Origin of the sequence: uncultured Nonlabens sp. (genome assembly GCF_947495285.1) — a bacterium.
In the GTDB taxonomy this organism is placed as follows: domain Bacteria; phylum Bacteroidota; class Bacteroidia; order Flavobacteriales; family Flavobacteriaceae; genus Nonlabens.
Window position 1 is genome coordinate 57,364 of the sequence record NZ_CANLXZ010000015.1, and the last position, 21,137, is coordinate 78,500.

Below are 21,137 nucleotides of genomic sequence, written 5' to 3' on the forward strand. Positions count from 1 at the left end.
ACTTATGAGATTACTATTATCATTGTTGATAGCAACCTTGAGTCTAGGAAACTTTGCTCAAGGTCAAAACTTAAGTCTTAAGAAGACTAATAAGTTATTTAAAAGCCAAGCTTATAGCGAGGCAATACCTCATTATAAAAGCTTACCAGCTACGGAAGAGGTACTTCAAAATCTTGCAGATTCTTATTATTATACTAATGATCTAGAAAACGCTGAAAAAACTTATGGACAGTTAATAAAGAACCACCGCGATATTGTGGATAAAGATCGTGCATACCGCTATGGACAGTCTTTGCTAGCTATAAAGAATTACAAACTTGCAGACCAGTACTTATCTCAGTATAATAGCAAAAACTGGAACACACAAGAATTTTTGAATCAGCTAAAAAAGAATACTCCTCACACTTTTGATGTACAACCAATAACAAATAAAGGTGCAAAAAATGATTTTGGACTTTCCTTTATTGCTGGTCAGAAAGTGGCTTTTGCATCTTCTCGTAATATAGATAGACCAGTATTTTCTTGGACCGATCAACCTTATTTAGATCTTTACCATGCTATATTAAACGATGACGGTACACTGACTAAAGTAACTCCTTATTCTGAAGAGATAAATACTGATCTTCATGAAAGTAATGCCGTATTTACTAATAACGGCAATACCATGTACTTTAATCGCAATAATGAAAAGCGTATCAAAATAGAAGGAAAGAAGGTTTCTAACATTCAGCTTTACAAAGCAGAAAAAGTAAATGGATTATGGACTAACGTAACACCTCTACCATTCAATAACGAGCTTTATAGTATGCAACATCCTGCAATAACTAAGGATGGAAAAGTATTATATTTCTCTAGCGACATGCCTGGTGGATATGGAGAATTTGATATCTATAAAGTTATCGTAAATGAAGACGGTACCTACAGCGAGCCAGAAAATCTAGGTGCATCTATAAATACAGAGCATCTAGATCAATTTCCATATGTTAGTAATACAAATACCCTATATTACTCTACAAATGGTAAGGAAGGTTTAGGTGGGCTAGACATTCATCGTGTTGATATGATCAGCGATAAAATGGGGTCTCCTATTAATTTAGGAACTTCCATTAATAGTTCCAGAGATGATTATGCCTACGTGATTGATGAAAATAAAGACCAGGCCTATTTCTCATCAAATAGAGATGGATCAGATAAAATCTATACCGCAAAAAGAAAAGAAAACATTCTAACTAAGTACGTAGTAAGTGGTGTTGTGCAAGACAGTATTAGCAAAAAAGTATTACCTGGCTCATTAGTATCCTTATTAGATGAACGTGGAGTTCTTATCGATGACATGATAGTAGGTCAAGATGCAAAGTATTTGTTCAAGACAGAACCCAATAAGAAATACACGGTTAGAGCCACTCGTAAATTGTATATTCCATTTGATACAGATTTTTCAACCGATAAGAATGGCGCAATTAGTCACGATATATTCTTAACGCTTTTCTCCTATCAAGATGCAGAAGAGAGAATAAAGGCGGATCGTAAAGGAGATGTACAGGTAGAATTAGAACAAATTTTCTTTGACTTTGATGAAGCTGTTATTAAAAATCAGGCGGCAGCAACTCTGGATAAATTAGTAAGTATTATGAAAAAATATCCAGCTATGCACATTGAGGTTTCTGCTCATACTGACGTACGTGGGCCTGATGAATATAATCTTGCACTTTCTAAAAAGCGTGCAGCTTCTACTATGCAGTACTTGATTAGTCAAGGTATTGAAGAAAGTAGATTGCGCAGTATTGGTTATGGAGAAATGCAGCCACTCAACGGCTGTGTAAAAGAAGGGATTTGCAAAGAAGAACAATATAAAATTAACCGTCGATGTGAGTTTAAAATCTTACAATAATTTAGTAATTTACTTATAAGAAAGTCTCAAGATCAAATAGATCTTGGGACTTTTTTCTTTAAAATAATTTTTAAATTTTTGATTGGATAAAAAAGAGATTACCATCAAAACAAATGAATTATTCACTCGATTAGATTACTTGAAATTATCCATAGATTAACAGTAATTACCTCAAAACTTAATACTTTATTAAATCTGTACTAAGATTAAATTAAAGACTCTTTTAAAAATAGTTTTCTAAAGTAAATTTATAATAAAAATCAACATTATGAATATTCAATTTAACTACCAACATGTTTCAGGAAGTAAAGAACTTGAAGAATATACTAAAGAGAAATTACAAACCATTTTTAACCGATATAATTGGATAACTCGAGCAGATGTTTTTTATAAAACAGAAAACACGTCCAGCGATAAGACTGGAATGATCACTGAGATAAGATTAAGTGCACCAGGTCCACGACTCTTTGCCGAAGAGAGTCATGCAACGTTCCATGAATCGGTTAATAAAGTGGTCGGACAACTCAAGACACAATGTGAAAAGAGAAAAGCAACCATAATTACACATTCTTAAAATGATCTCACTAGCTACAAATTCTAAACAATTAGTATTATTTTATAATTCTAATCATAAGAACCATAAAGAGATTTTTGCCTATGCAAGCTCTGCTGGTAAAGATCTACTGGCTATAGATGTCAGTAAGGATAAAGTAGCAGGGACAACGTGGACAGAAATCGCAGATGTGATGAATGTTAGGGTCAGAGATTTGATACACACTGATCATGCTATATTTGAGAATAAATATGGAACTGATAGCAATATTAATTGCGACGGTGCTATTAAAGTATTACAAAAAGATCCAGAAATGCTTATCTTTCCTATAGTAATAGAAGGCAAGAAAGCAAAAGAGATTAAGTTGTATAATGAAATTTTAGAATTTTTTGATGTAGACACCTCATCCGTTAATATTCCTTAAATTTTAAAAATTTATTTCTTTATCAAATCCAGCTTTTAAAGCTGGATTTTTTTTATGTTTATTTTAAATATTATTTTATGATCGTTTGGATTTCTTTCATTGTTATAGTTTCTATTTTTTTATGTCTTGATCTATTTGTTTTTAATAGAAAAGCACATGTTATTAGTACTAAAGAAGCTTCTAAATTTACGACTCTTTGGGTTGGTATTGCGATAGCTTTTACGGTACTAATTTATTTTATTTATGACGCGGGCTATCTCGCAAACCCAGACAAATTAAGCGCTACAGACGCAGCTATCAAATATCTAACAGGTTATCTTATAGAATTATCGCTTAGTATAGATAATATATTTGTGATCGCTGTGATTTTTAAATCCTTTTCTATAAATAGGAAGTATCAACATCGTGTGTTATTTTGGGGAATAATAGGAGCATTAGTTTTTAGAGCATTAATGATTCTATTCGGTATTGCATTAATTAGCGAGATAAGCTGGATGACCTATATTTTTGGTGCATTTTTACTCTATACCGCTTACACTATGTTAAGTAGTAAAGAAAAAGAATTTGACCCTAAAACTTCAAAGATTTATCAATATGCTCAAAGAATATTTCCAGTAACAGATCGTATAGATGGGCAACAGCTCTTTATTAAAAAAATGGGTAAACGTATAGCTACACCCCTTTTTCTCGCCCTTGTGATTATAGAAATTACGGATATTCTTTTTGCCCTAGATTCTATTCCAGCTATATTAGCCATTACTAGCGATCCTTTTTTAGTCTTTTCTAGCAATATTCTAGCAATTATGGGTTTGCGTAGTATGTATTTTTTCTTATCAAACCTACTAGATAAATTTCATTACATTCATTACAGTCTGGTCGCTATATTAACCTTTGTAGGACTTAAAATGTTATTTGTTCACTATGTACATTTACCAGAATGGCTCTCTCTAGTAGTGATATTTATTTCTTTACTGACTGGAGCTTTATTTTCCATCTACCACCGCCCTAAGACTAGTCTAGAAAAAGAATCCTTACACATAGAAAAGTAAATATCTTTAAAACTTCAAACAATTCATCCATTTCTCAAAACCGTTTTTCTAATTCTTACGTAAGTATTAGAAAATTAGAAAATGATTCATTTTAACTACATTCACGTACCTACTAACAAGAGTTTAGAAAAATTCACATCCGAAAAATTACAAGTCCTACACGAAGAGTCTAAAATAAGGAGGATAGACATCACCTATAAAAAAATATTTGATATTAAGAATAGAACAAGAGAAGTTGCACTTATTAAAGTGTCGTTAGAAGATAAGAATATGTTTTGTGAAATAGAATCTCTTAATTTCAAGAAGTCGGTGGGTATAGCTGTTAATACACTTATGAATGAACTTTTAGAAAAGCATAATTTAATGTCAGCATAAAATCTATAAAGTAAATCCATGAATTTTAAAAATGTATTCTGGTTTACAGATAAAAAATAGAAAGACGCATTCATAGAACATGTAATCCTTTGATATTCAATTTCTGTAAAGTACGTTTATACGCACAAAAACCCCAGATTTTGGCAGAAATGCCTAAATCTGGAGTTTTAATTCTAAATGTACCAGTTGCATAGCAACATAATTATCATGAGAGTAAACAGCGTTATCTCCCTACACAGAAGAATTAAACAAGTCCTTTTTTGAGAAGAAAGAAATTCAAACCAATAAAGTTCAGAGCAATAGTTAATAATCTTCATATGAATGGATTAATTTTACAGAACCCTTAATCTTAATTCCTTCAACGAGCTAACAAGATTGGAAATTAAGATATTCAAATCGCAAAATCTATAGCATTAGTTAAAAATCACGAGTACTTGGAAGTGATGCAATACACGAAGCAAACAAGAGCTAAATCTTAGCGAGCTCTCAAGGTATTAAAACATACTTTACATACATGATTTAACAACCCAAAGGTTATAGTGCAGAAAACTTGCTCAAACCTGCTTTTACAAAAGAACTTACCACCAGACTAGAAGGAGACATTGATAAGTAATAGGTACATTATTATCTCAAAAATATATATAAGTAAAAACAAAAAAGCGTAAACACTATGGATCTTTCTCTGTATCCATAAAGCAAACGTACTGGAAATAGGTAGACGCTTGCATATCGCAAAGCAAAAAGCAGGATAATCCTTGCAAATAAATCTGAAAGATATTAGGGAATGTGCGCCTAGATTTCAAACTAAATACCTAGACCGATTAGAAAATTTAATGATAACAATCCTATTGAAGTATTAAATAATAAAATCGTTGCACGTATGAGTTGGACGCAGCGATAATTAACAACAAATAGAAAAAAGAATCCTATTTACTAATTGCTCCTAGAAATCTTAATATAAAACACACATAAATCCATAGGTTTAGATACTTTATAAAAATCAATTCTACCCTTGAGTAAACAAAAAAAGCTCCTATTTCAAAATGAAAAAGGAGCTTTTTTAATCTACAATGGTGAGCAAAGCGAGAGAGAAAAAACCTCATCCCACATGCGATGCGCGGCTTCTACACGTTAAACAAGAAGTGCATGATATCGCCATCTTGTACAATATATTCTTTACCTTCTACTTTTAATTTTCCAGCTTCTTTTACTTTAGATTCAGAGCCAAATTCTGCATAAGTATCGTACTTAATCACCTCAGCACGTATAAATCCTTTTTCAAAGTCTGTATGGATCACACCAGCAGCTTGTGGTGCTGTAGAACCTATATTAACTGTCCATGCTCTAACTTCTTTCACACCAGCAGTAAAGTACGTTTGCTGATTCAAAAGCTGATAAGCACTACGTATTAATTTTGCGCTACCTGGCTCTTCTAGACCCATGTCTGCAAGAAATTCTTTACGCTCTTCATAGTCTTCTAATTCTGTAATATCAGCTTCTGTTCCTACCGCTAGTACAAGAACCTCAGCATTTTCATCTTTTACGGCTTCTCTTACTAGGTCTACATATTTATTTCCTGATACTGCAGACTCGTCATCTACGTTACAAAGGTACATTACAGGCTTATCTGTAATTAACTGGAGTGGTTTTACAAACTCTTCTTTTACCTCGTCGCTTAATTCTACCGCACGTACAGAAGTACCTGCTTCTAGAGCATCCTTAAGTTTTAATAGAGTCTCTTCTTCTTTTATGGCTTCCTTATTACCAGTTCTAGCAGCTCTTTTTACTTTTTCCAGCTTTTTATCTACAGCTTCTAGATCTTTCAATTGCAGTTCTATATCGATAGTTTCTTTATCACGTATAGGATCTACATTACCATCTACGTGTACGATGTTATCGTTATCAAAACAACGCAGTACATGAATGATAGCGTCTGTCTCACGTATATTACCTAGAAATTGGTTTCCTAGTCCTTCTCCTTTACTAGCTCCTTTTACAAGACCTGCTATATCTACTATCTCTACCGTAGCAGGTATCACGCGCTCTGGATTAACGAGTTCTTCTAATTTCTTAAGACGAGGATCTGGTACATTTACCACTCCTACGTTGGGTTCTATAGTACAAAAAGGAAAGTTAGCACTTTGCGCTTTTGCATTTGATAAACAGTTAAAAAGAGTTGATTTACCTACATTAGGTAGTCCTACGATTCCAGCTTTCATGTGTAATGTTATTTGTTATTGTTCCGCTTTCGCGAAAGCGTGCAAATATAACTCTTTGCGATTCATTTTTATATGATAAAACGAAGGAGCTGGACATAAAAAAATCTGCATCGAGATGATGCAGATTTTTTCTATTTAAACTAGAGATTTTATTCCTCTGCAGAATCTACTTCAATATCTTCAATTCCTATTAAATCATGGATAGCTTTTGTAGAATCAGGATCAATTTTACCATCATTATTCAAATCCATACCTAAATCAGCTCCCATACCACTTAGAATATTCTTCATACCAGCAGGATTAATATCTGCTTTTTCTAGTTCTTTCATCATCTTCATTACACTAGAAAGATTCATTTTATCACCTAGAATACGAGCAACGCCCATACCCATTTGGTCAGATGTACCGAAAACAATAATTTCATCGATAGAATCTTTATCTCCTTCATATAAAGACTTCACTTTCATCCCATTACTATTATGTGTCATCAATAATTTGTAATCTTCATTATCAAGAATATCGCTCAACTGCTTGCTTTCTTTTTCATATGTTGCCGTGTTCTCATCTGTTTTAGGGTACATTAAAACATTAACTTTTTTAATGGATCTAAATGCTTTTTGAGAGTCTGGTGATAGTTGATTATCATCGATTCCTAAAATAGTTTTAGGTATAGAAGTAGTGATAAATCCTTCTTTATCACCGCTGTCTACTATATAACTTTGTAATGTTGGATCTGTATCGCATGAAGTGAGTGCGACCGTTATAGCTATACTTAAAAATAGGACTTTTAAAATAATCTTGTTCATAGTTAGTGTTTAATGGGTTTATTTATAGGTTATTAAAAGATGCGACTATTCTTTGGTAGCGTCTTCTATTTGTTTCTGTCCAGGTACGTTGATCATTTTTGTGATCTTAGAGATTTGTGCAAGATCGATGTCTCCTGTAATTTTCATTACGAGAGCCTCTGGATTACCTGCATTCATGGTCTCGTCTATTACCATGACTAGTACCTTTACTTTCTTAGAATTAGAACCTTTTTTAACGTGAAAAGAGAACAGTTGATCATCTTCTTTAACGCTCATTAATTTTACAAGTCCATTACTAGCTATATAAGAATTTGCCATAGTTATCATTTTTCTAGCACTGTCAGCATTAGAAGTAGAATAGAAACGTGCATCTTTAAGACTATCTAGAAGACCTTTACCAGCTTTCATGCCGTCATCTTCTATGTTCATGTCTATTTCGGCAAGGAGTTCAAAGGCATCTCTAGTAACTACTGTTTCAGATATATTTTTAAGATTACCCATTTTTTCAAAGGCATCTTGAGCAAATAATGGTGTTGCCATTACTGCAAGTACTAGGGTTAAGATTAATTTTTTCATGTTGAACTTTATTAAATTGTGATTGAGATTTTTATTGTTATTATTTGAGATTAAAAACTGAAGCAGTTTTATTATCTAGTGTATTTATAGGTGCCATATTATTGCGTCCTTTATTAAATTTTGTGCTTACTAGTTCTAACATATTTAATGCTGCTTCTCTAGCTTCTTCTGGTGTTTCATAAGTTCCTAAGTCAGGTTGCGGTTGTGACTGGTTATTATAATAGCTAGTTCCTACTGTCATCAGTAAAGCAAATCCTGCTGCAATAGCGAGTCCTTTCCATGTCTTTTTCTGGAATTTATTATCTTGAGATTGTTTTTGTTTCACTTTTGCAAAAGCATCAAAATCTCTTTCTTCCTTTACCTGTTCTAACTCAAAAGTGTTGAACACACTGCGGTACACTTTATGTTCTGGAGATACGTTTTCAGAACTGAAATAGGTTCTAAGTTTATGCTCTTCTACTAGTGTCGTCTCGCCGTTCCAGTATTTTTCTAATAAATCGTTCATGCGATTTCTGTTTTGTATTGTTCTTCTATTCTTTCCTTAAGCATTTTTCTTGCTCTGCTCAGCCCTACTCTTACTGCTGTAGCCTTCATGTCCATAATTTTTTCTATAGCTTCAAAATCGTATCGCTGTATATCTCTTAACTGGATAATCATTTTGTACTGTTCTGGTAGTTCATTAATCACTTTTTGTACCAGTTTTACCTTACCTGTTCTTTCTAGTTCTTCTTCTACATTGCGTTCTTCATTATCATAGTTAGTATGCACTATTTTTAAATGACTAGCTTGTTTACTTTTTAATCGGTCTAGAGAATAGTTCTTTACCATTTGCATGGCATAGGCTTCTTTGTTCTTAACCTCTTCTAGTTTAAAACGCTTTTCCCAGAGTCGCACCATGACTTCTTGCACTGCGTCTGCCGCCTCTTCATGTGAGGTAAGTAGACGTTTAGAAAGAAAGTACATTTTTTGCTGTACGTCCCTAAAGGTATTTACAAATGTTTTCTGGTTCATTGGATGGGTTATACTCTCATGACGAGACTGCTTTTTAATTGTTACAAGGTTATAGAATTTATTTTAAGGCTTCTTTTAAAATATAAAATCTAGATATATGTTTTAATAATATAAGCTATCCTTATATTGAGACTATTTTGTGACGCCTTTTCCCTATTTTTGATTCAAATAAAGTAAAGAATATGAAGAAGTCTATTAAATACACATTACTAGCTCTAGTGGCATTCACTACTTTATCCAGTTGTTTTAAGGATAATGATGACGTGTTTGCAGGTAAAGGTGAAGTCAATAATTTTATATATAGAGGTATGAATGCTTTTTACCTTTATAAAGCAGACGTTGATGTTCTTGCTGATGATCGCTTTGCAAACCAAGGAGAATTAGAAGCATTTCACGATCAATTTAACTCTCCAGAATCGTTTTTTGAATCGTTAGTTTTTGATAGACCTAGAACAGATCGTTTTAGCGTTATCTTCAGTGATTATGTTGCTCTAGAAAACATCTTATCTGGTAACACGCTTAGCAACGGTATGGAATTTGGCCTGGTAGTAGAAACTGGTAGTGCCACAGATGTTTATGGTTATGTACGATATGTACATCCTAATACAAGTGCTGCAACAGAAAATGTGCAGCGTGGTATGATTTTTAACTCCATAAACGGTATACGTTTAAATAGAACTAATGCGGCTACCTTACTAGCTCAAAACACTTATAACATAGGCCTTGCTTCTTTAAACGCTGGTGTAACTACTTCTACTGGTAATGAAATCACTTTAACCAAAGCTGTAATACAAGAAAATCCTATTCTAGTAAGTCAGGTTATCGATCAAGGAAGTCAAAAAGTAGGTTATTTAATGTACAACAGTTTCCTTTCTCAATTTGATGAAGAGCTTAACGGTGTTTTTGCAGACTTCAGAGCGCAAGGTGTTACTCATCTAGTTCTGGATTTAAGATATAATGGTGGTGGCTCTGTAAACAGTGCGATTATTCTAGGTAGTTTAATATCTGGTAATCCAGTAACAGACATCTACTCTACCGAAGAATGGAATCCAGATGTACAAGCACAATTACAAGCGAGTAATCCAGACCAATTGATCAATCTATTTAGAAATCAAACCAGTGCTGGTTCTACACTTAATACATTAAACTTAAGTCAGGTTCATATTATTACTACTGGTAACAGCGCTAGTGCAAGTGAACTAGTGATTAACTCCTTAGATCCTTATATTAACGTGGTTCAAGTAGGTGATGATACCGCTGGTAAATTTCAAGCAAGTACTACTTTATATGACAGTGAGAACTTTGCAAGGTCTGGTGCAAATCCTGCTCACAGATATGCCATGCAACCATTAATTCTTAAAAGTGTAAACTCTGTAGGAAACACAGATTACTTTGACGGTCTTGCACCAGATATAGCTATAGGAGAAGATTTTGAAAATTTAGGAATCTTAGGAGATATCAATGAGCCGCTTCTCGCACGTTGTCTAGATGATATCATGTTAAACGGTCGCTCTACTAGACAGTCCTTCCCTACTACTACTTATGAAGAGATTATGGGTAGTAATGAGTTGAAACCTTTTGGTAACGAGATGTGGAAAGAAATTTCAAATAATTAATAAATCTCAATAAAGTTACGATACCTGTTCTGGACATTCCTAAATCCATTGCGTTTTATCCATCTCTAGGGTTAAACTTGATAGTTCACACCCATGACTCCTACGCTAGGTTAGAACTACCTCACGGAGATGCTACACTTAGTATTTCTAAGGTAAATCAATTGCCACAAGGCGATGGTATTAAAATCTTTTTTGAATGTGACGACCTAGATAAAAAGGTTACCTATTTAAAAACACAAGGTGTACTGTTTAAAAATGATCCCATAGATCAGTCCTGGTTATGGAGAGAGGCGCACTTATACGACCCAGATGGCAATCATTTGGTATTGTATCGCGCAGGTGAGAATAGAAAAAATCCGCCGTGGAGGAAATAATCTTCACATATTTAAATTAAATTAGTGGATTGTTGTGGTATTCCGCTTTCGCGAAAGCGGAATACCAACACATTTTATTTAAAATAAAGATATAACGTAGTTTATACCTTTGATTAGAATACTTATCATCATCATAAAATTGAAAATCGTCAATTACGTGAAGAGGCTATAGATGAATAACCGCTATTTTTTTGACAAAGATAGATTACAAAACTCAAAAATATTTGCATTCAAAATTCTTTAAAGTTTGAATAAGTCTTTATCTACAACGGTGATAGTCTAAAATATTTTTAAAAAAGTTAAAGACTCATAACCTTTCTTTTTTACGTTTTATATTTAACCTCTCAACAAAAAAAACGATATGAAACGTATTTTACTGCTCGCATTGTGCTTACTATGCATTCAAGCATATGCCCAGAAACTAGATTTAGATCTAGTAAAAAATCTAGAACCTAGAAACATAGGCCCAGGCGGTATGTCTGGACGTGTGACCTCTATAGATGTGGTTCATGAAAATCCAGAAAATATCTTTGCAGGTACTGCCAGCGGTGGATTATGGAATTCTCAAAATGGTGGTATCACATGGAAACCTATTTTTGAAAATGAAGCAACTGCCTCTGTAGGTGCAGTTGCTGTACAACAGTCTAACCCTAGCGTTATATGGGTAGGAACAGGAGAAGGTAACCCACGTAATTCTCTAAACGGTGGTGCTGGTATTTATAAATCTCTAGACGGCGGTCATAGCTGGAAACTTATGGGACTTGAAAAAACGCGCAATATTCATCGTGTGATTATAGATCCTAATAATCCTGATATCGTATATGCAGCTGCAATAGGTTCTCCATGGGGCGTGCATCCAGAACGTGGTGTTTTTAAAACGAGCGATGGCGGTAAAAACTGGAAAAAAGTATTATACACTAACGATAAGTCTGGTGCGGCAGACCTTGTTATGGATCCTACAAATCCTAATAAACTGATTGCTGCCATGTGGGAACACAAAAGAGATCCATGGTTTTTTAAATCTGGTGGTGAAGGCTCTGGAATGTACATCACTCACGATGGTGGAGAAAACTGGAAAAAAATAACTAGTGAAGAAGGACTTCCTAAAGGTGAAATAGGTAGAATAGGTGTTGCCATTGCTCCTAGCGATCCTAACGTAGTTTATGCACTAGTAGAAGCAAAGAAAAACGCACTGTATAAATCTACCGATGGTGGTTTTAAGTGGAAAATGATCAACAATAAAAGCGACATAGGTAACCGTCCTTTTTACTATTCTGAGATTTATGTAGATTCTCAAAACGAGAACCGCCTGTATTCTGTATTTACTTACATCAACGTTTCAGAAGATGGTGGTAAGAGCTTTACCCAATTAATGCCAGCTTATGGTGTAGATAATGGCGTGCATCCAGACCACCACGCGTGGTACATTCACCCTAAAAATGGTAAATTTATGATAGACGGTAACGATGGTGGTTTAAACATAACTCGCGATCGTGGTAAAACATGGCGTTTTATAGGTAACCTGCCTGTTGCACAATTCTATCACATTAATGTAGATATGGAAATTCCTTATAATGTATATGGAGGTATGCAAGATAACGGTAGCTGGCGCGGTCCTGCTTATTCATGGAGAGCCCAATCGATAAGAAATAGTTACTGGCAAGAGATCAGTTTTGGAGATGGTTTTGATGTCGTTCCAGATCCAGATAACAACCGTTATGGTTATTCTATGAGCCAGCAAGGCTCTGTGCAACGTTATGACTGGCAAACTGGTAATAATTACAGCATAAAACCTACACATCCAGACGCTAGCGTTAAATTGCGATTCAACTGGAATAGTGCTATCAACATCGATCCGTTTAATAATTCTACCTTATACTTTGGAAGTCAGTTTGTACATAAATCTACAGATAAAGGACTTACATGGAAGGTGATATCTCCAGACCTAACCACTAACGATCCTGAAAAACAAAAACAATCAGAATCTGGTGGTTTAACTATGGATGCCACTGGTGCAGAAAATCACACCACCATACTAGTCATAGAACCTAGCGTTGTAGAAAAAGATGTACTTTATGCTGCCTCTGACGATGGTCTTGTGCACATTACTAAAAATGGTGGCGCTAGCTGGGATAATATAACTAGTGGTTTACGAGGACTGCCTAAAGGTAGCTGGATCACACAAATTAAAGCTTCTCAAACTAAAAAAGGTCATGCCCTACTCGTTGCAAACGATTACCGCAGGTTTAACTTTGAGCCTTATGCCTACCGCACCACTAACTATGGTAAAAACTGGACTCGTATCGTGGATAAAGACGACGTGATCAGTTATGCACTTTGTATTATCGAGCATCCAGAAGAGAACAACCTACTCTTTTTAGGTACTGATGATGGGCTTTATGTAAGCATAGATGCTGGTAATAACTGGACTAAATACACTAATGGTTTTCCTACTGTTTCTGTAAAGGATCTAGTAATTCACCCACGTGAGGACGATTTAATTATCGGTACCTTCGGTAGAGCTGCATGGGTTCTAGATGACCTTGCTCCTTTTACCGCTTTCGCGAAAGCGAGACCCACACAAGCTATCGCATTATACGAGCCTCCTACCGCATATTTTGCGCGTTACCAGCAACCTACAGGAAGCAGATTTGGCGCAGATGCCATGTTCCGTGGAGAGAACAGAAGCCGACCTATAGGACAGTTCAAATACTTCTTTGATAAAGATCTAAAAGCAAAATCTGACACTACAAAAACAGATTCTTTATTCTTAAAAATCTATAAAGGAGAAGAGTTAATCAGGACATTAAATCGTAAAGTACCTAAAGAAAAAGGCATTCATAACTGGTCCTGGAGACTGGATGAGAAAGGTGCAAAATATCCGTCACGAGATGTAAATGATTCTAAAAGAGAACCTAGCGGTAACAGCGTTTTACCAGGCACATATAAAGCAGTACTGCATTATGGAGACCTAACTAGCCAGACTATGATCGAGGTAAAAGAAGACCCACGTATTGATGAATTTACAATGGCACATCGCAAAGAAATGCGCGCTGCACAGGATAAATTACAAACTTTAACGAGTGGTATCGAGGTAGTAACTAGTCAGCTGGCTAAAAACAAAAAAACAGCAGATAGCTTTAAAAAACTTTTAAAATCTCAAGATAAAAAAGCTTTTAAAGAACAAATAAAAAGTACGGACTCTATTGTAAAACAAATAGAAAAATTACAGAATAAATACTTCGGTACTCCAGACAAGCGTCAAGGAATCACTCGCAATCCTGAGGTTACTGTTTTAAATCGTGTAAGAAGTGCATCTGGCTATATAAGAAGCCGCCAGGGAGCACAAACCGCAACAGAGGAGCAATTGTACCTACAAGCTGAAAATCTGGTTAAAGAAGTGAATACAGAAGCCCAAAACTTTTTAAATACGGAATGGAAAGCATTTGTAGCAGAAATGAAACTCGTTACTGTGGATATGTTTAAAGAGTAGTCCTTGAGTCCTTGAGTTCGTGAGTTCGTGAGTTCGTGAGTAAAATTATATTTTAAAAATAGGCAGAAATTATTCTGCCTATTTTTTTGTGCTTTATTTAAAAGATGGAGTAAAATATTCTTAACAAAATGCAATACTTATCTTACCCTTTATAAATTGAATAAATCCTTTTAAGATGTAAGCAATAGTAGGTTTAGTTGCTTTATTTATAAAAATAGCTATTTTGGGCAGTGTTTATGCGACACTAGTGGTATTTATACTTATAATACTCGCTAAGTTCTTTCCTGATAGGATATTTAAAAAATTATTAAAAAATAAGAAGCCGTTGTGGTTCACTAGTGGCTTTATAATTTCTATTCTGTTATTTGGTTATTCATTTACTTTTTGGGGAGATCATGGTTTAGGCGATAGCGCTAGAATTCCTTTATCTCACTTTCAGGAGATAGATAATACCAACTGGATAGAAACTAATATTAAACCTGTAAATTATCCTTATGGCGCTATGAGTATAGAAAGATTTACTATCATGGAAGATGTTGTAGTAGGTAAAACTGCAACAAGCCCTGTTGATAGACCACTACCCTATTTCTTATGGAATTTAAAAACTAACTATGTTACATTTTTTAAAAGCAAACAAGATTACATCCATCATGCTAGTGCAAACCATCTAGCAATGCCAGAAACATTTCAAACATTTGATAAAAACTATAGTAACTACTGGAATGGCTGGCGGTTATGGATGTTGCCTTAAAACAGTTTTAAAAAAAATCCCTTAACCCAAATAACAAACAGCCAAAATGAATTTCCCTTTTTAAAGATAAAATAGGTAAGCAATAATAGCGGCGCAGCCGCAAGAGTAAAAGCAACCAAGAGGGTTTTACGGTTGGAGTTTAAATCAGAATCTATTGTACTAAAAGGGTGGAATAAATCCCACCCTTTTGGTACACATAAACGAGATCAAATCCCTAATCTACAAAAGTGCGCAAATACAAATCTTCTACTTTTTTCCTCGCCCAGTCTGTTTTACGTAAAAACTTAAGACTGGATTTTATTCCTGGATTAGAATTAAAAGAATTGATTCTAATGCGATCTCCTAGTTCGTCCCAACCGTAATGATCTACTAGTTTTTCTAGCATAAAAGCAAGTTTTACACCATGTAAAGGGTTATTAGCTTGCTTTTTAATCTCTTTTTCTTTGATTTCTACTACGATTATTTCTTCTTCAGATATTTCTGTAGGTACCTCAAAAAGCTCTACCTGTGTGGTATTCCCTTTTAAGAAAGATTTACTTACTGCAACATGGTTCTTTAGATTTTCAAAATCGGCAGTAAGGACAGCCATTTTTTGAGTATCTATAAAACTATTCATTTCCTTAACTGTGTCTTCACTAGGCAAAAATGGTTCTACAAAAGACATATTAAAATCTCCTGCATAACATATAGCACCTTGTATGCGCTCCAGATCATATTTTTGTTCTACAAAGTCAGATTCAAAAAGATCTTTTTGAGCACCGATTATAGTACCATACACATTAAGATTACCTAACGGTGTTTCTAGCATTTGACACACAGCAGAATAATCGTCATAGGTTTTTACTTTATTCTTAAAAGAAAATTTAGTAAAAATGGATACTCTATTCTCTCCAGCTTTATACACAATACCGTCGTGTCTTTGAGGCATAACAGTAGTATAAATTCGCTTATAAGAATCTCCTAAATGAAATTTAAGCCTTGTATTAGTAAGTATTACTATGTCTGCATCGTGCTCAAGAATAAGTTCTTTGCGTGTTGCATTTGATTGATGTTCTAGATCACCGTCATGGCGATTTACATTCCAGCTTAAAATTTTCATATGTTTTAAAAAAGATACTTGTTACTATTATAAGTGATGGTTTACTAACTGTGCTTATTCCATGAAGTCCATGGACTCTTTTGTAGCGTTAGAATTTCCATCCTTATCGACACGTACGATAAAAAAGTGATTATAATCTAATTCTTCTAGTTCATTATAGATGCTATCTTTTTGTAATGCGTTTGCATAAACATTTATGGTGTTGCTATGACCGTATAACGCTACTGTTTTACCTCTATACCTCTGTAATAAAGATCTTCCATCTACCTTGTTTACATCATATAATTCTACCGGTAGTTTCTTAGATAAAGCAAGTGGTGCAGCTGTCTCTCTCGTTCTTTTAAAGTCTGAGGATATAACGTGGTCCACATCTTTAATGAAGAAATAATTAACCCACTGACTCGCTCTATTTTTTCCGGCTGCAGTAAGTCCTGGATCATTACCTTGACCTGTAGCTTTTTCTGCATGACGTATAAAATAAAAAGTAGTAAGCTGGTCTTTTTGCTGTTCTTCTGGCGATTTATCTGACGTGGTATTCATGCAAGATACCACTGTTAAAACAAGTAAAAAGTATAGATTTTTCATAAAAAATAGATCTGCTGTAAAAGTATAGAATCTTAAAAGAATGACTGTAATTATTACAATAATTAGTTCACGCCATACCGCTGTGATAAAAAGGTATTATTTTTAAAGAAAATCACGATCATGAACTTTAAAAAAATCAATTTTAAAAATGCACAAGGATATGAATTAAGCGGTAGGCTAGAATTACCTGCAAACCGTCACCCTCATAACTATGCTGTTTTTGCACATTGTTTTACCTGTAGTAAAAATTTCAGCGCTACAAAGAATATTTCAAGAGCATTAACCACAGCCGGATATGGTGTATTACGTTTTGATTTTACAGGTTTAGGAGATTCTGACGGTGATTTTGCAGACACTAATTTTTCTGGAAACGTGGACGATCTTCTTGCTGCAATAGACTTTCTAGAGACTAACTATAAAGCTCCTTCTTTATTAATAGGTCATAGTTTAGGTGGTGCTGCTGTTATATTCGCTTCCGCGAAAGCGAGCTCCATAAAAGCCGTTGCAACTATAGGCGCACCTAGTGATACAAGACATGTGAGCCATCTCTTTGGAGATCAAATCAATGCCATTACGGAAAATGGAGAAGCTACTGTACAATTGAGCGGTAGACCTTTTAAAATTAAGGAACAATTTCTCAAGGATATCAATGAGCAACAGGTGACTAATACATTAAAAGAGTTGAGAAAACCTATTCTAATTGCTCATTCTCCACAAGACAATACGGTAGGAATAAAACATGCCGAAAAATTATACCACGCTGCCGTACATCCTAAAAGTTTTATAAGCCTAGATGGTGCAGACCATTTATTAATGAATAAAACAGATTCTAAATACATAGGAGAAGTGATCGCAAAATGGGCTTCTAGATACATAGAAGAACCTAAAGAAGAAGTGTTAAACTCTAAAGATAACGTTGCCGCTAGTCTTAATCACGAAGACGTGTTCACTACTCAAATGAAAGCTGGTAATCATTACTTTACCGCAGACGAGCCAGAAAGCGTAGGTGGTAACAACTTCGGACCGACTCCTTTTGATCTACTTTCCAGTGGTCTAGCTGCTTGTACCGTAATGACTATACAAATGTATGCCCGTAGCAAAGAATGGAAGGTAGATAACGTACAATGCCATGTGAATTATGAAAAACAATTTCCAGTAAACGGTAATCCAGATGGTGTGAAAATAGACACCTTTACAAGAGAAATTAAAATTACTGGCGATCTAGACGAGAAACAATTAAAAAGAATATTACAAATAGCAGATAAATGCCCTGTGCATAAAACACTACATTCAGAAACACAAGTAGTTACTAAATTGATGAGTTAATGGTTTTTGAATTTGACACCTATCTCAATACAGATGGTTTTATGGGTGCGCTGCCTATACCTGAAGATATTACCAGACAACTAGAACTAGATAAAATTAAACGCGTTGTGGCACAAGTAAGCGCTGGTGGGAACTCTCTTACTCTATACGCAGGAGTAGTAAAAAAACACGGCTCTGTATACCTCATGTTTTCTAAGGCTAACCAGAAAATACTAGCCGTCAATCATGGAGATAGTATGAATATTATCATGCAAGAAGATACGAGCAAATATCAAGCGCCTATGACTGAAGAACTAGAAGCTGTTTTATTAAGTGACTATGAAGCTTATAAAATTTTTGAAAGTCTATTACCTGGTAAACAGCGTAATATTATTTTTATGATATACAACGCAAAAAGCTCGCAGAAAAAAGTTGATCTAGCATTAAATGCTATGGAGAATTTAAAGGTAGGAAATCACAACCCCATGAAATTTGAGAAACTCTTATGAAAAAGCTATTTTTAACTTCTTATTTTTATGTAAATTATCAATGTAAAAAAAACAAATTATGAAAAGAATTACAATAGGAATGATCGCACTTACTTTAACACTAGGTGTGACGTCTTGTAAAGAAGGTAAAGAAACAGAAAAAATGAATGATGTGATGGAGCATACAGATGACAGCTCTCATGATCATGGAAAACATACAGAACGTCACGATCACACAAATCATGAGGACTCTACTTTAATGATAGGTAAAGAGGTGATAGTAACCATGTCTGCAAAAAGTGGTAGCGATGTAAACGGTGTTATCGAGTTTATGCAAACAGAAGAAGGTGTTACAATGAATGCAGACCTCGCAGGATTAACTGCAGGAACACACGCTATTCATATACACCAGAATGGGGACTGTAGCTCTGACGATGGTAAAAGTGCCGGTGGACACTGGGATCCAACTAGTGAAGATCATGGAAAATGGGGAGAAGGAATGTTTCATTCTGGCGACATAGGCAACCTAGAAGTTGGTGCAGACGGTAAGGCAACACTAGAATTTACAACAGATAAATGGTGTATAGACTGCGATGACGAGACTAGAAACATAGTAGGTAAAGGAATTATCGTACACGCCAGCGCAGACGATTTTAAATCTCAACCTAGTGGAGCCGCTGGTGCTCGTGTCGCTTGTGGTGTGATTGAATAATCAAAGCTCCCAAAACTTTAACGCCTGACTATTCCCATAGTCAGGCTTTTTTTTGCATCTTTATAAACTAATCTTAAATAAATGAGCGCACAACCAGATTTACTTATTGCTAGAATGAAAAGCGGTGATCAAACAGCTTTTACACGTGTTTATGATCGATATCAAGAGGCTTTACATGGAGTTATTTATAATGTTGTTAAAGACAAAGATGTCTCTGAAGAGATATTACAAGATGTTTTTATGAAAATATGGAAAAATTCTGATTCTTACGATGTTAAACAAGGCAGGTTTTTTACTTGGGCTTTGAACATATCACGCAATGCCTCGATAGATTATTTAAGGTCTAAAAGACATAAAGATAGTTTAAAAAACCTAAGTACAGATAATTTCGTAGATATATTAGAGACCAGTAATGATCTAGATACAGAGACTAATGCTATTTATTTGAAAAAATGGGTGGAAAAATTAGAACCTATGTGTATTAAAATCATTGATGTAATATTCTTTAAAGGATTTACATTTAAAGATGGTGCAAAAGAACTAGAAATGCCTTCTGGAACATTGAAAACAAGACATAGAAAGTGTATGATGGCATTAAGAAACATGATATTAAACTAATGGATACACAAGAATTAATAAATAGCGGCGATTTAGAACTTTATGTTTGTGGAGTACTGGACTTAGAACGTTCCATAGAGATAACGCAACAGATAAAAAATAATATTTCTCTTCAACTAGAAATACAACAAATTGAAGAGACCTATATTAAACTTGCAAAGGGTCTCGCTCCTGCTACTAATGAGATGGCAGTCTTTGATAAATTACAAGCAATCATAGGAGATCCTAAAAATGAGAAAACAACAAGAGATTCCTCATGGAGCAATTACATGGGATGGGCTGCAGCGGCAGCACTTCTTATAGGTAGTGGCTATTTATATTTAAATAATACTAACCTACTAGAAACCAACTCTACTCTAGAAAATCAAATTGTTACTATAGAGCAAGAAAAAGATTTCTTATCTACAGAAATGGAGCAAACTAAAGAAGTAAACAACGACTATCAAGAAGCACTTGCTTTTATAAAAGATAAAAATACACGTAGAGTAGATCTAGCTGGACAGAAAGGATTTGAAGACACCTATGCTACAGCATTTCATAATGCTGTAAAAAACGTTACCTATATAGATGTTGCCGGTTTACCGCCAGCGCCACAAGGTAAATCTTATCAACTATGGTCCTTAACCTTAAACCCATTAACGCCTACTAGTCTAGGTGTTGTAGAAAATAGTAACGATTTAATAAGAGTAGAAAATGCAAACGCAACAGAGGCTTTTGGTATCACACTAGAAGAATATGGCGGCGCAGCAGGACCTAACTTAGAACAACTTTATACACTAGGAGTTATTAATTAATAGTAAACTTCTTTTAAAATATGAAATGCGCAACGCTATAGTTGCGCATTTTTTTTGTGTTTTATTGATCCTTATAACTAGTTTTTCTACAGTATCATTTTACGGTCACCTTAATACATTATACCGGTAAACCGTTTTATTTAAGTGACTCATCTTTATTTAGTTATCTACTTGATAATACTTATAAGGAATCTTTAAAATGGTCTCGCTTTCGCGAAAGCGGACTCTATAACAGCTTTAACTACCTATATAATAAGTAATTACCATCCTACTTACTACATCATAACAGCTATTAAAACTTCTTTTAAAGACTATTGCAGATTTCAGATACTTCAAATAGTCCACAAAAAAAGATGCCTGACTCTTTCCAGAACCAGGCACCAAAACTAACCAACCAA

General features: G+C 34.6%; 21 protein-coding genes. 14 read left to right on the forward strand and 7 right to left on the reverse strand.

Annotation, left to right across the window (positions count from 1 at the left end; translation table 11 throughout):
* Window positions 1–4: 4 nt before the first annotated feature.
* The 5 genes from Q0838_RS08070 to Q0838_RS08090 all read left to right on the forward strand — a co-directional run bounded on the left by Q0838_RS08070 (window position 5) and on the right by Q0838_RS08090 (window position 4,292).
* Window positions 5–1,891, forward strand: coding sequence for an OmpA family protein (locus tag Q0838_RS08070; RefSeq protein ID WP_298953276.1), 1,887 nt, complete (start codon window positions 5–7; stop codon window positions 1,889–1,891).
* A 268-nt stretch (window positions 1,892–2,159) separates the two neighbouring features.
* The gene (locus tag Q0838_RS08075; protein WP_298953279.1) at window positions 2,160–2,465 is read left to right on the forward strand and encodes an HPF/RaiA family ribosome-associated protein; all 306 of its coding nucleotides are present in this window, start codon (window positions 2,160–2,162) and stop codon (window positions 2,463–2,465) included.
* A gap of 1 nt (window position 2,466) precedes the next feature.
* Complete coding sequence (locus Q0838_RS08080; RefSeq protein ID WP_298953281.1) at window positions 2,467–2,868, forward strand: hypothetical protein; 402 nt, start codon at window positions 2,467–2,469, stop codon at window positions 2,866–2,868.
* A 77-nt stretch (window positions 2,869–2,945) separates the two neighbouring features.
* Entirely contained in the window at window positions 2,946–3,917 is a 972-nt protein-coding gene (locus Q0838_RS08085; RefSeq protein WP_298953283.1) for a TerC family protein, read from the forward strand.
* 81 nt (window positions 3,918–3,998) lie between these two features.
* The gene (locus Q0838_RS08090; RefSeq protein WP_298953285.1) at window positions 3,999–4,292 is read left to right on the forward strand and encodes a hypothetical protein; all 294 of its coding nucleotides are present in this window, start codon (window positions 3,999–4,001) and stop codon (window positions 4,290–4,292) included.
* 1,124 nt (window positions 4,293–5,416) lie between these two features.
* Here the strand turns inward: Q0838_RS08090 and ychF are convergent.
* The 5 genes from ychF to Q0838_RS08115 form a co-directional block, all read right to left on the reverse strand.
* Window positions 5,417–6,511 (reverse strand): redox-regulated ATPase YchF, encoded by a 1,095-nt coding sequence (gene ychF, locus Q0838_RS08095; RefSeq protein WP_298953287.1) that lies wholly within the window; start codon window positions 6,509–6,511, stop codon window positions 5,417–5,419.
* A gap of 149 nt (window positions 6,512–6,660) precedes the next feature.
* Entirely contained in the window at window positions 6,661–7,317 is a 657-nt protein-coding gene (locus Q0838_RS08100; protein ID WP_298953290.1) for a DUF4252 domain-containing protein, read from the reverse strand.
* Window positions 7,318–7,362: 45 nt separating this feature from the next.
* Window positions 7,363–7,893 carry a DUF4252 domain-containing protein gene (locus Q0838_RS08105; protein WP_298953293.1) on the reverse strand — a complete coding sequence of 177 codons (531 nt, stop codon included), beginning with the start codon at window positions 7,891–7,893 and terminating at the stop codon, window positions 7,363–7,365.
* 40 nt (window positions 7,894–7,933) lie between these two features.
* On the reverse strand, window positions 7,934–8,398 hold the full coding sequence (locus Q0838_RS08110; protein WP_298953295.1) for a hypothetical protein: 465 nt from the start codon (window positions 8,396–8,398) through the stop codon (window positions 7,934–7,936).
* Window positions 8,395–8,904 (reverse strand): sigma-70 family RNA polymerase sigma factor, encoded by a 510-nt coding sequence (locus Q0838_RS08115; protein WP_298953298.1) that lies wholly within the window; start codon window positions 8,902–8,904, stop codon window positions 8,395–8,397. Before Q0838_RS08115 ends, Q0838_RS08110 begins: the two co-directional genes overlap by 4 nt.
* Window positions 8,905–9,086: 182 nt before the next feature.
* Between Q0838_RS08115 and Q0838_RS08120 the strand changes: the two genes are divergently transcribed.
* The 4 genes from Q0838_RS08120 (at window position 9,087) to Q0838_RS08135 (ending at window position 15,138) form a co-directional block, all read left to right on the forward strand.
* On the forward strand, window positions 9,087–10,520 hold the full coding sequence (locus Q0838_RS08120) for a S41 family peptidase (RefSeq protein WP_298953300.1): 1,434 nt from the start codon (window positions 9,087–9,089) through the stop codon (window positions 10,518–10,520).
* Complete coding sequence (locus Q0838_RS08125; protein WP_298953364.1) at window positions 10,520–10,894, forward strand: VOC family protein; 375 nt, start codon at window positions 10,520–10,522, stop codon at window positions 10,892–10,894. The genes Q0838_RS08120 and Q0838_RS08125 overlap by 1 nt, the downstream gene beginning before the upstream one ends.
* Before the next feature lie 361 nt (window positions 10,895–11,255).
* Window positions 11,256–14,387 (forward strand): hypothetical protein, encoded by a 3,132-nt coding sequence (locus tag Q0838_RS08130; RefSeq protein ID WP_298953302.1) that lies wholly within the window; start codon window positions 11,256–11,258, stop codon window positions 14,385–14,387.
* A gap of 223 nt (window positions 14,388–14,610) precedes the next feature.
* Window positions 14,611–15,138: a hypothetical protein gene (locus Q0838_RS08135; protein ID WP_298953304.1), complete on the forward strand. Its 528-nt coding sequence runs from the start codon at window positions 14,611–14,613 to the stop codon at window positions 15,136–15,138.
* Window positions 15,139–15,352: 214 nt separating this feature from the next.
* Here the strand turns inward: Q0838_RS08135 and Q0838_RS08140 are convergent, their stop codons facing one another.
* Window positions 15,353–15,571 (reverse strand): VF530 family protein, encoded by a 219-nt coding sequence (locus Q0838_RS08140; RefSeq protein ID WP_298953366.1) that lies wholly within the window; start codon window positions 15,569–15,571, stop codon window positions 15,353–15,355.
* A gap of 720 nt (window positions 15,572–16,291) precedes the next feature.
* Complete coding sequence (locus Q0838_RS08145; protein ID WP_298953307.1) at window positions 16,292–16,777, reverse strand: phosphoglycerate mutase family protein; 486 nt, start codon at window positions 16,775–16,777, stop codon at window positions 16,292–16,294.
* Window positions 16,778–16,942: 165 nt separating this feature from the next.
* Between Q0838_RS08145 and Q0838_RS08150 the strand changes: the two genes are divergently transcribed.
* From Q0838_RS08150 to Q0838_RS08170, 5 genes are all read left to right on the forward strand, one after another.
* Window positions 16,943–18,148 (forward strand): bifunctional alpha/beta hydrolase/OsmC family protein, encoded by a 1,206-nt coding sequence (locus tag Q0838_RS08150; RefSeq protein WP_298953310.1) that lies wholly within the window; start codon window positions 16,943–16,945, stop codon window positions 18,146–18,148.
* Window positions 18,148–18,636 (forward strand): YdeI/OmpD-associated family protein, encoded by a 489-nt coding sequence (locus Q0838_RS08155; RefSeq protein ID WP_298953313.1) that lies wholly within the window; start codon window positions 18,148–18,150, stop codon window positions 18,634–18,636. Before Q0838_RS08150 ends, Q0838_RS08155 begins: the two co-directional genes overlap by 1 nt.
* 58 nt (window positions 18,637–18,694) lie before the next feature.
* Window positions 18,695–19,327: a superoxide dismutase family protein gene (locus Q0838_RS08160; protein ID WP_298953318.1), complete on the forward strand. Its 633-nt coding sequence runs from the start codon at window positions 18,695–18,697 to the stop codon at window positions 19,325–19,327.
* An 81-nt stretch (window positions 19,328–19,408) separates the two neighbouring features.
* The gene (locus Q0838_RS08165) at window positions 19,409–19,945 is read left to right on the forward strand and encodes a sigma-70 family RNA polymerase sigma factor (RefSeq protein WP_298953321.1); all 537 of its coding nucleotides are present in this window, start codon (window positions 19,409–19,411) and stop codon (window positions 19,943–19,945) included.
* On the forward strand, window positions 19,945–20,739 hold the full coding sequence (locus tag Q0838_RS08170; protein ID WP_298953324.1) for an anti-sigma factor: 795 nt from the start codon (window positions 19,945–19,947) through the stop codon (window positions 20,737–20,739). Before Q0838_RS08165 ends, Q0838_RS08170 begins: the two co-directional genes overlap by 1 nt.
* Window positions 20,740–21,137 lie beyond the last annotated feature (398 nt).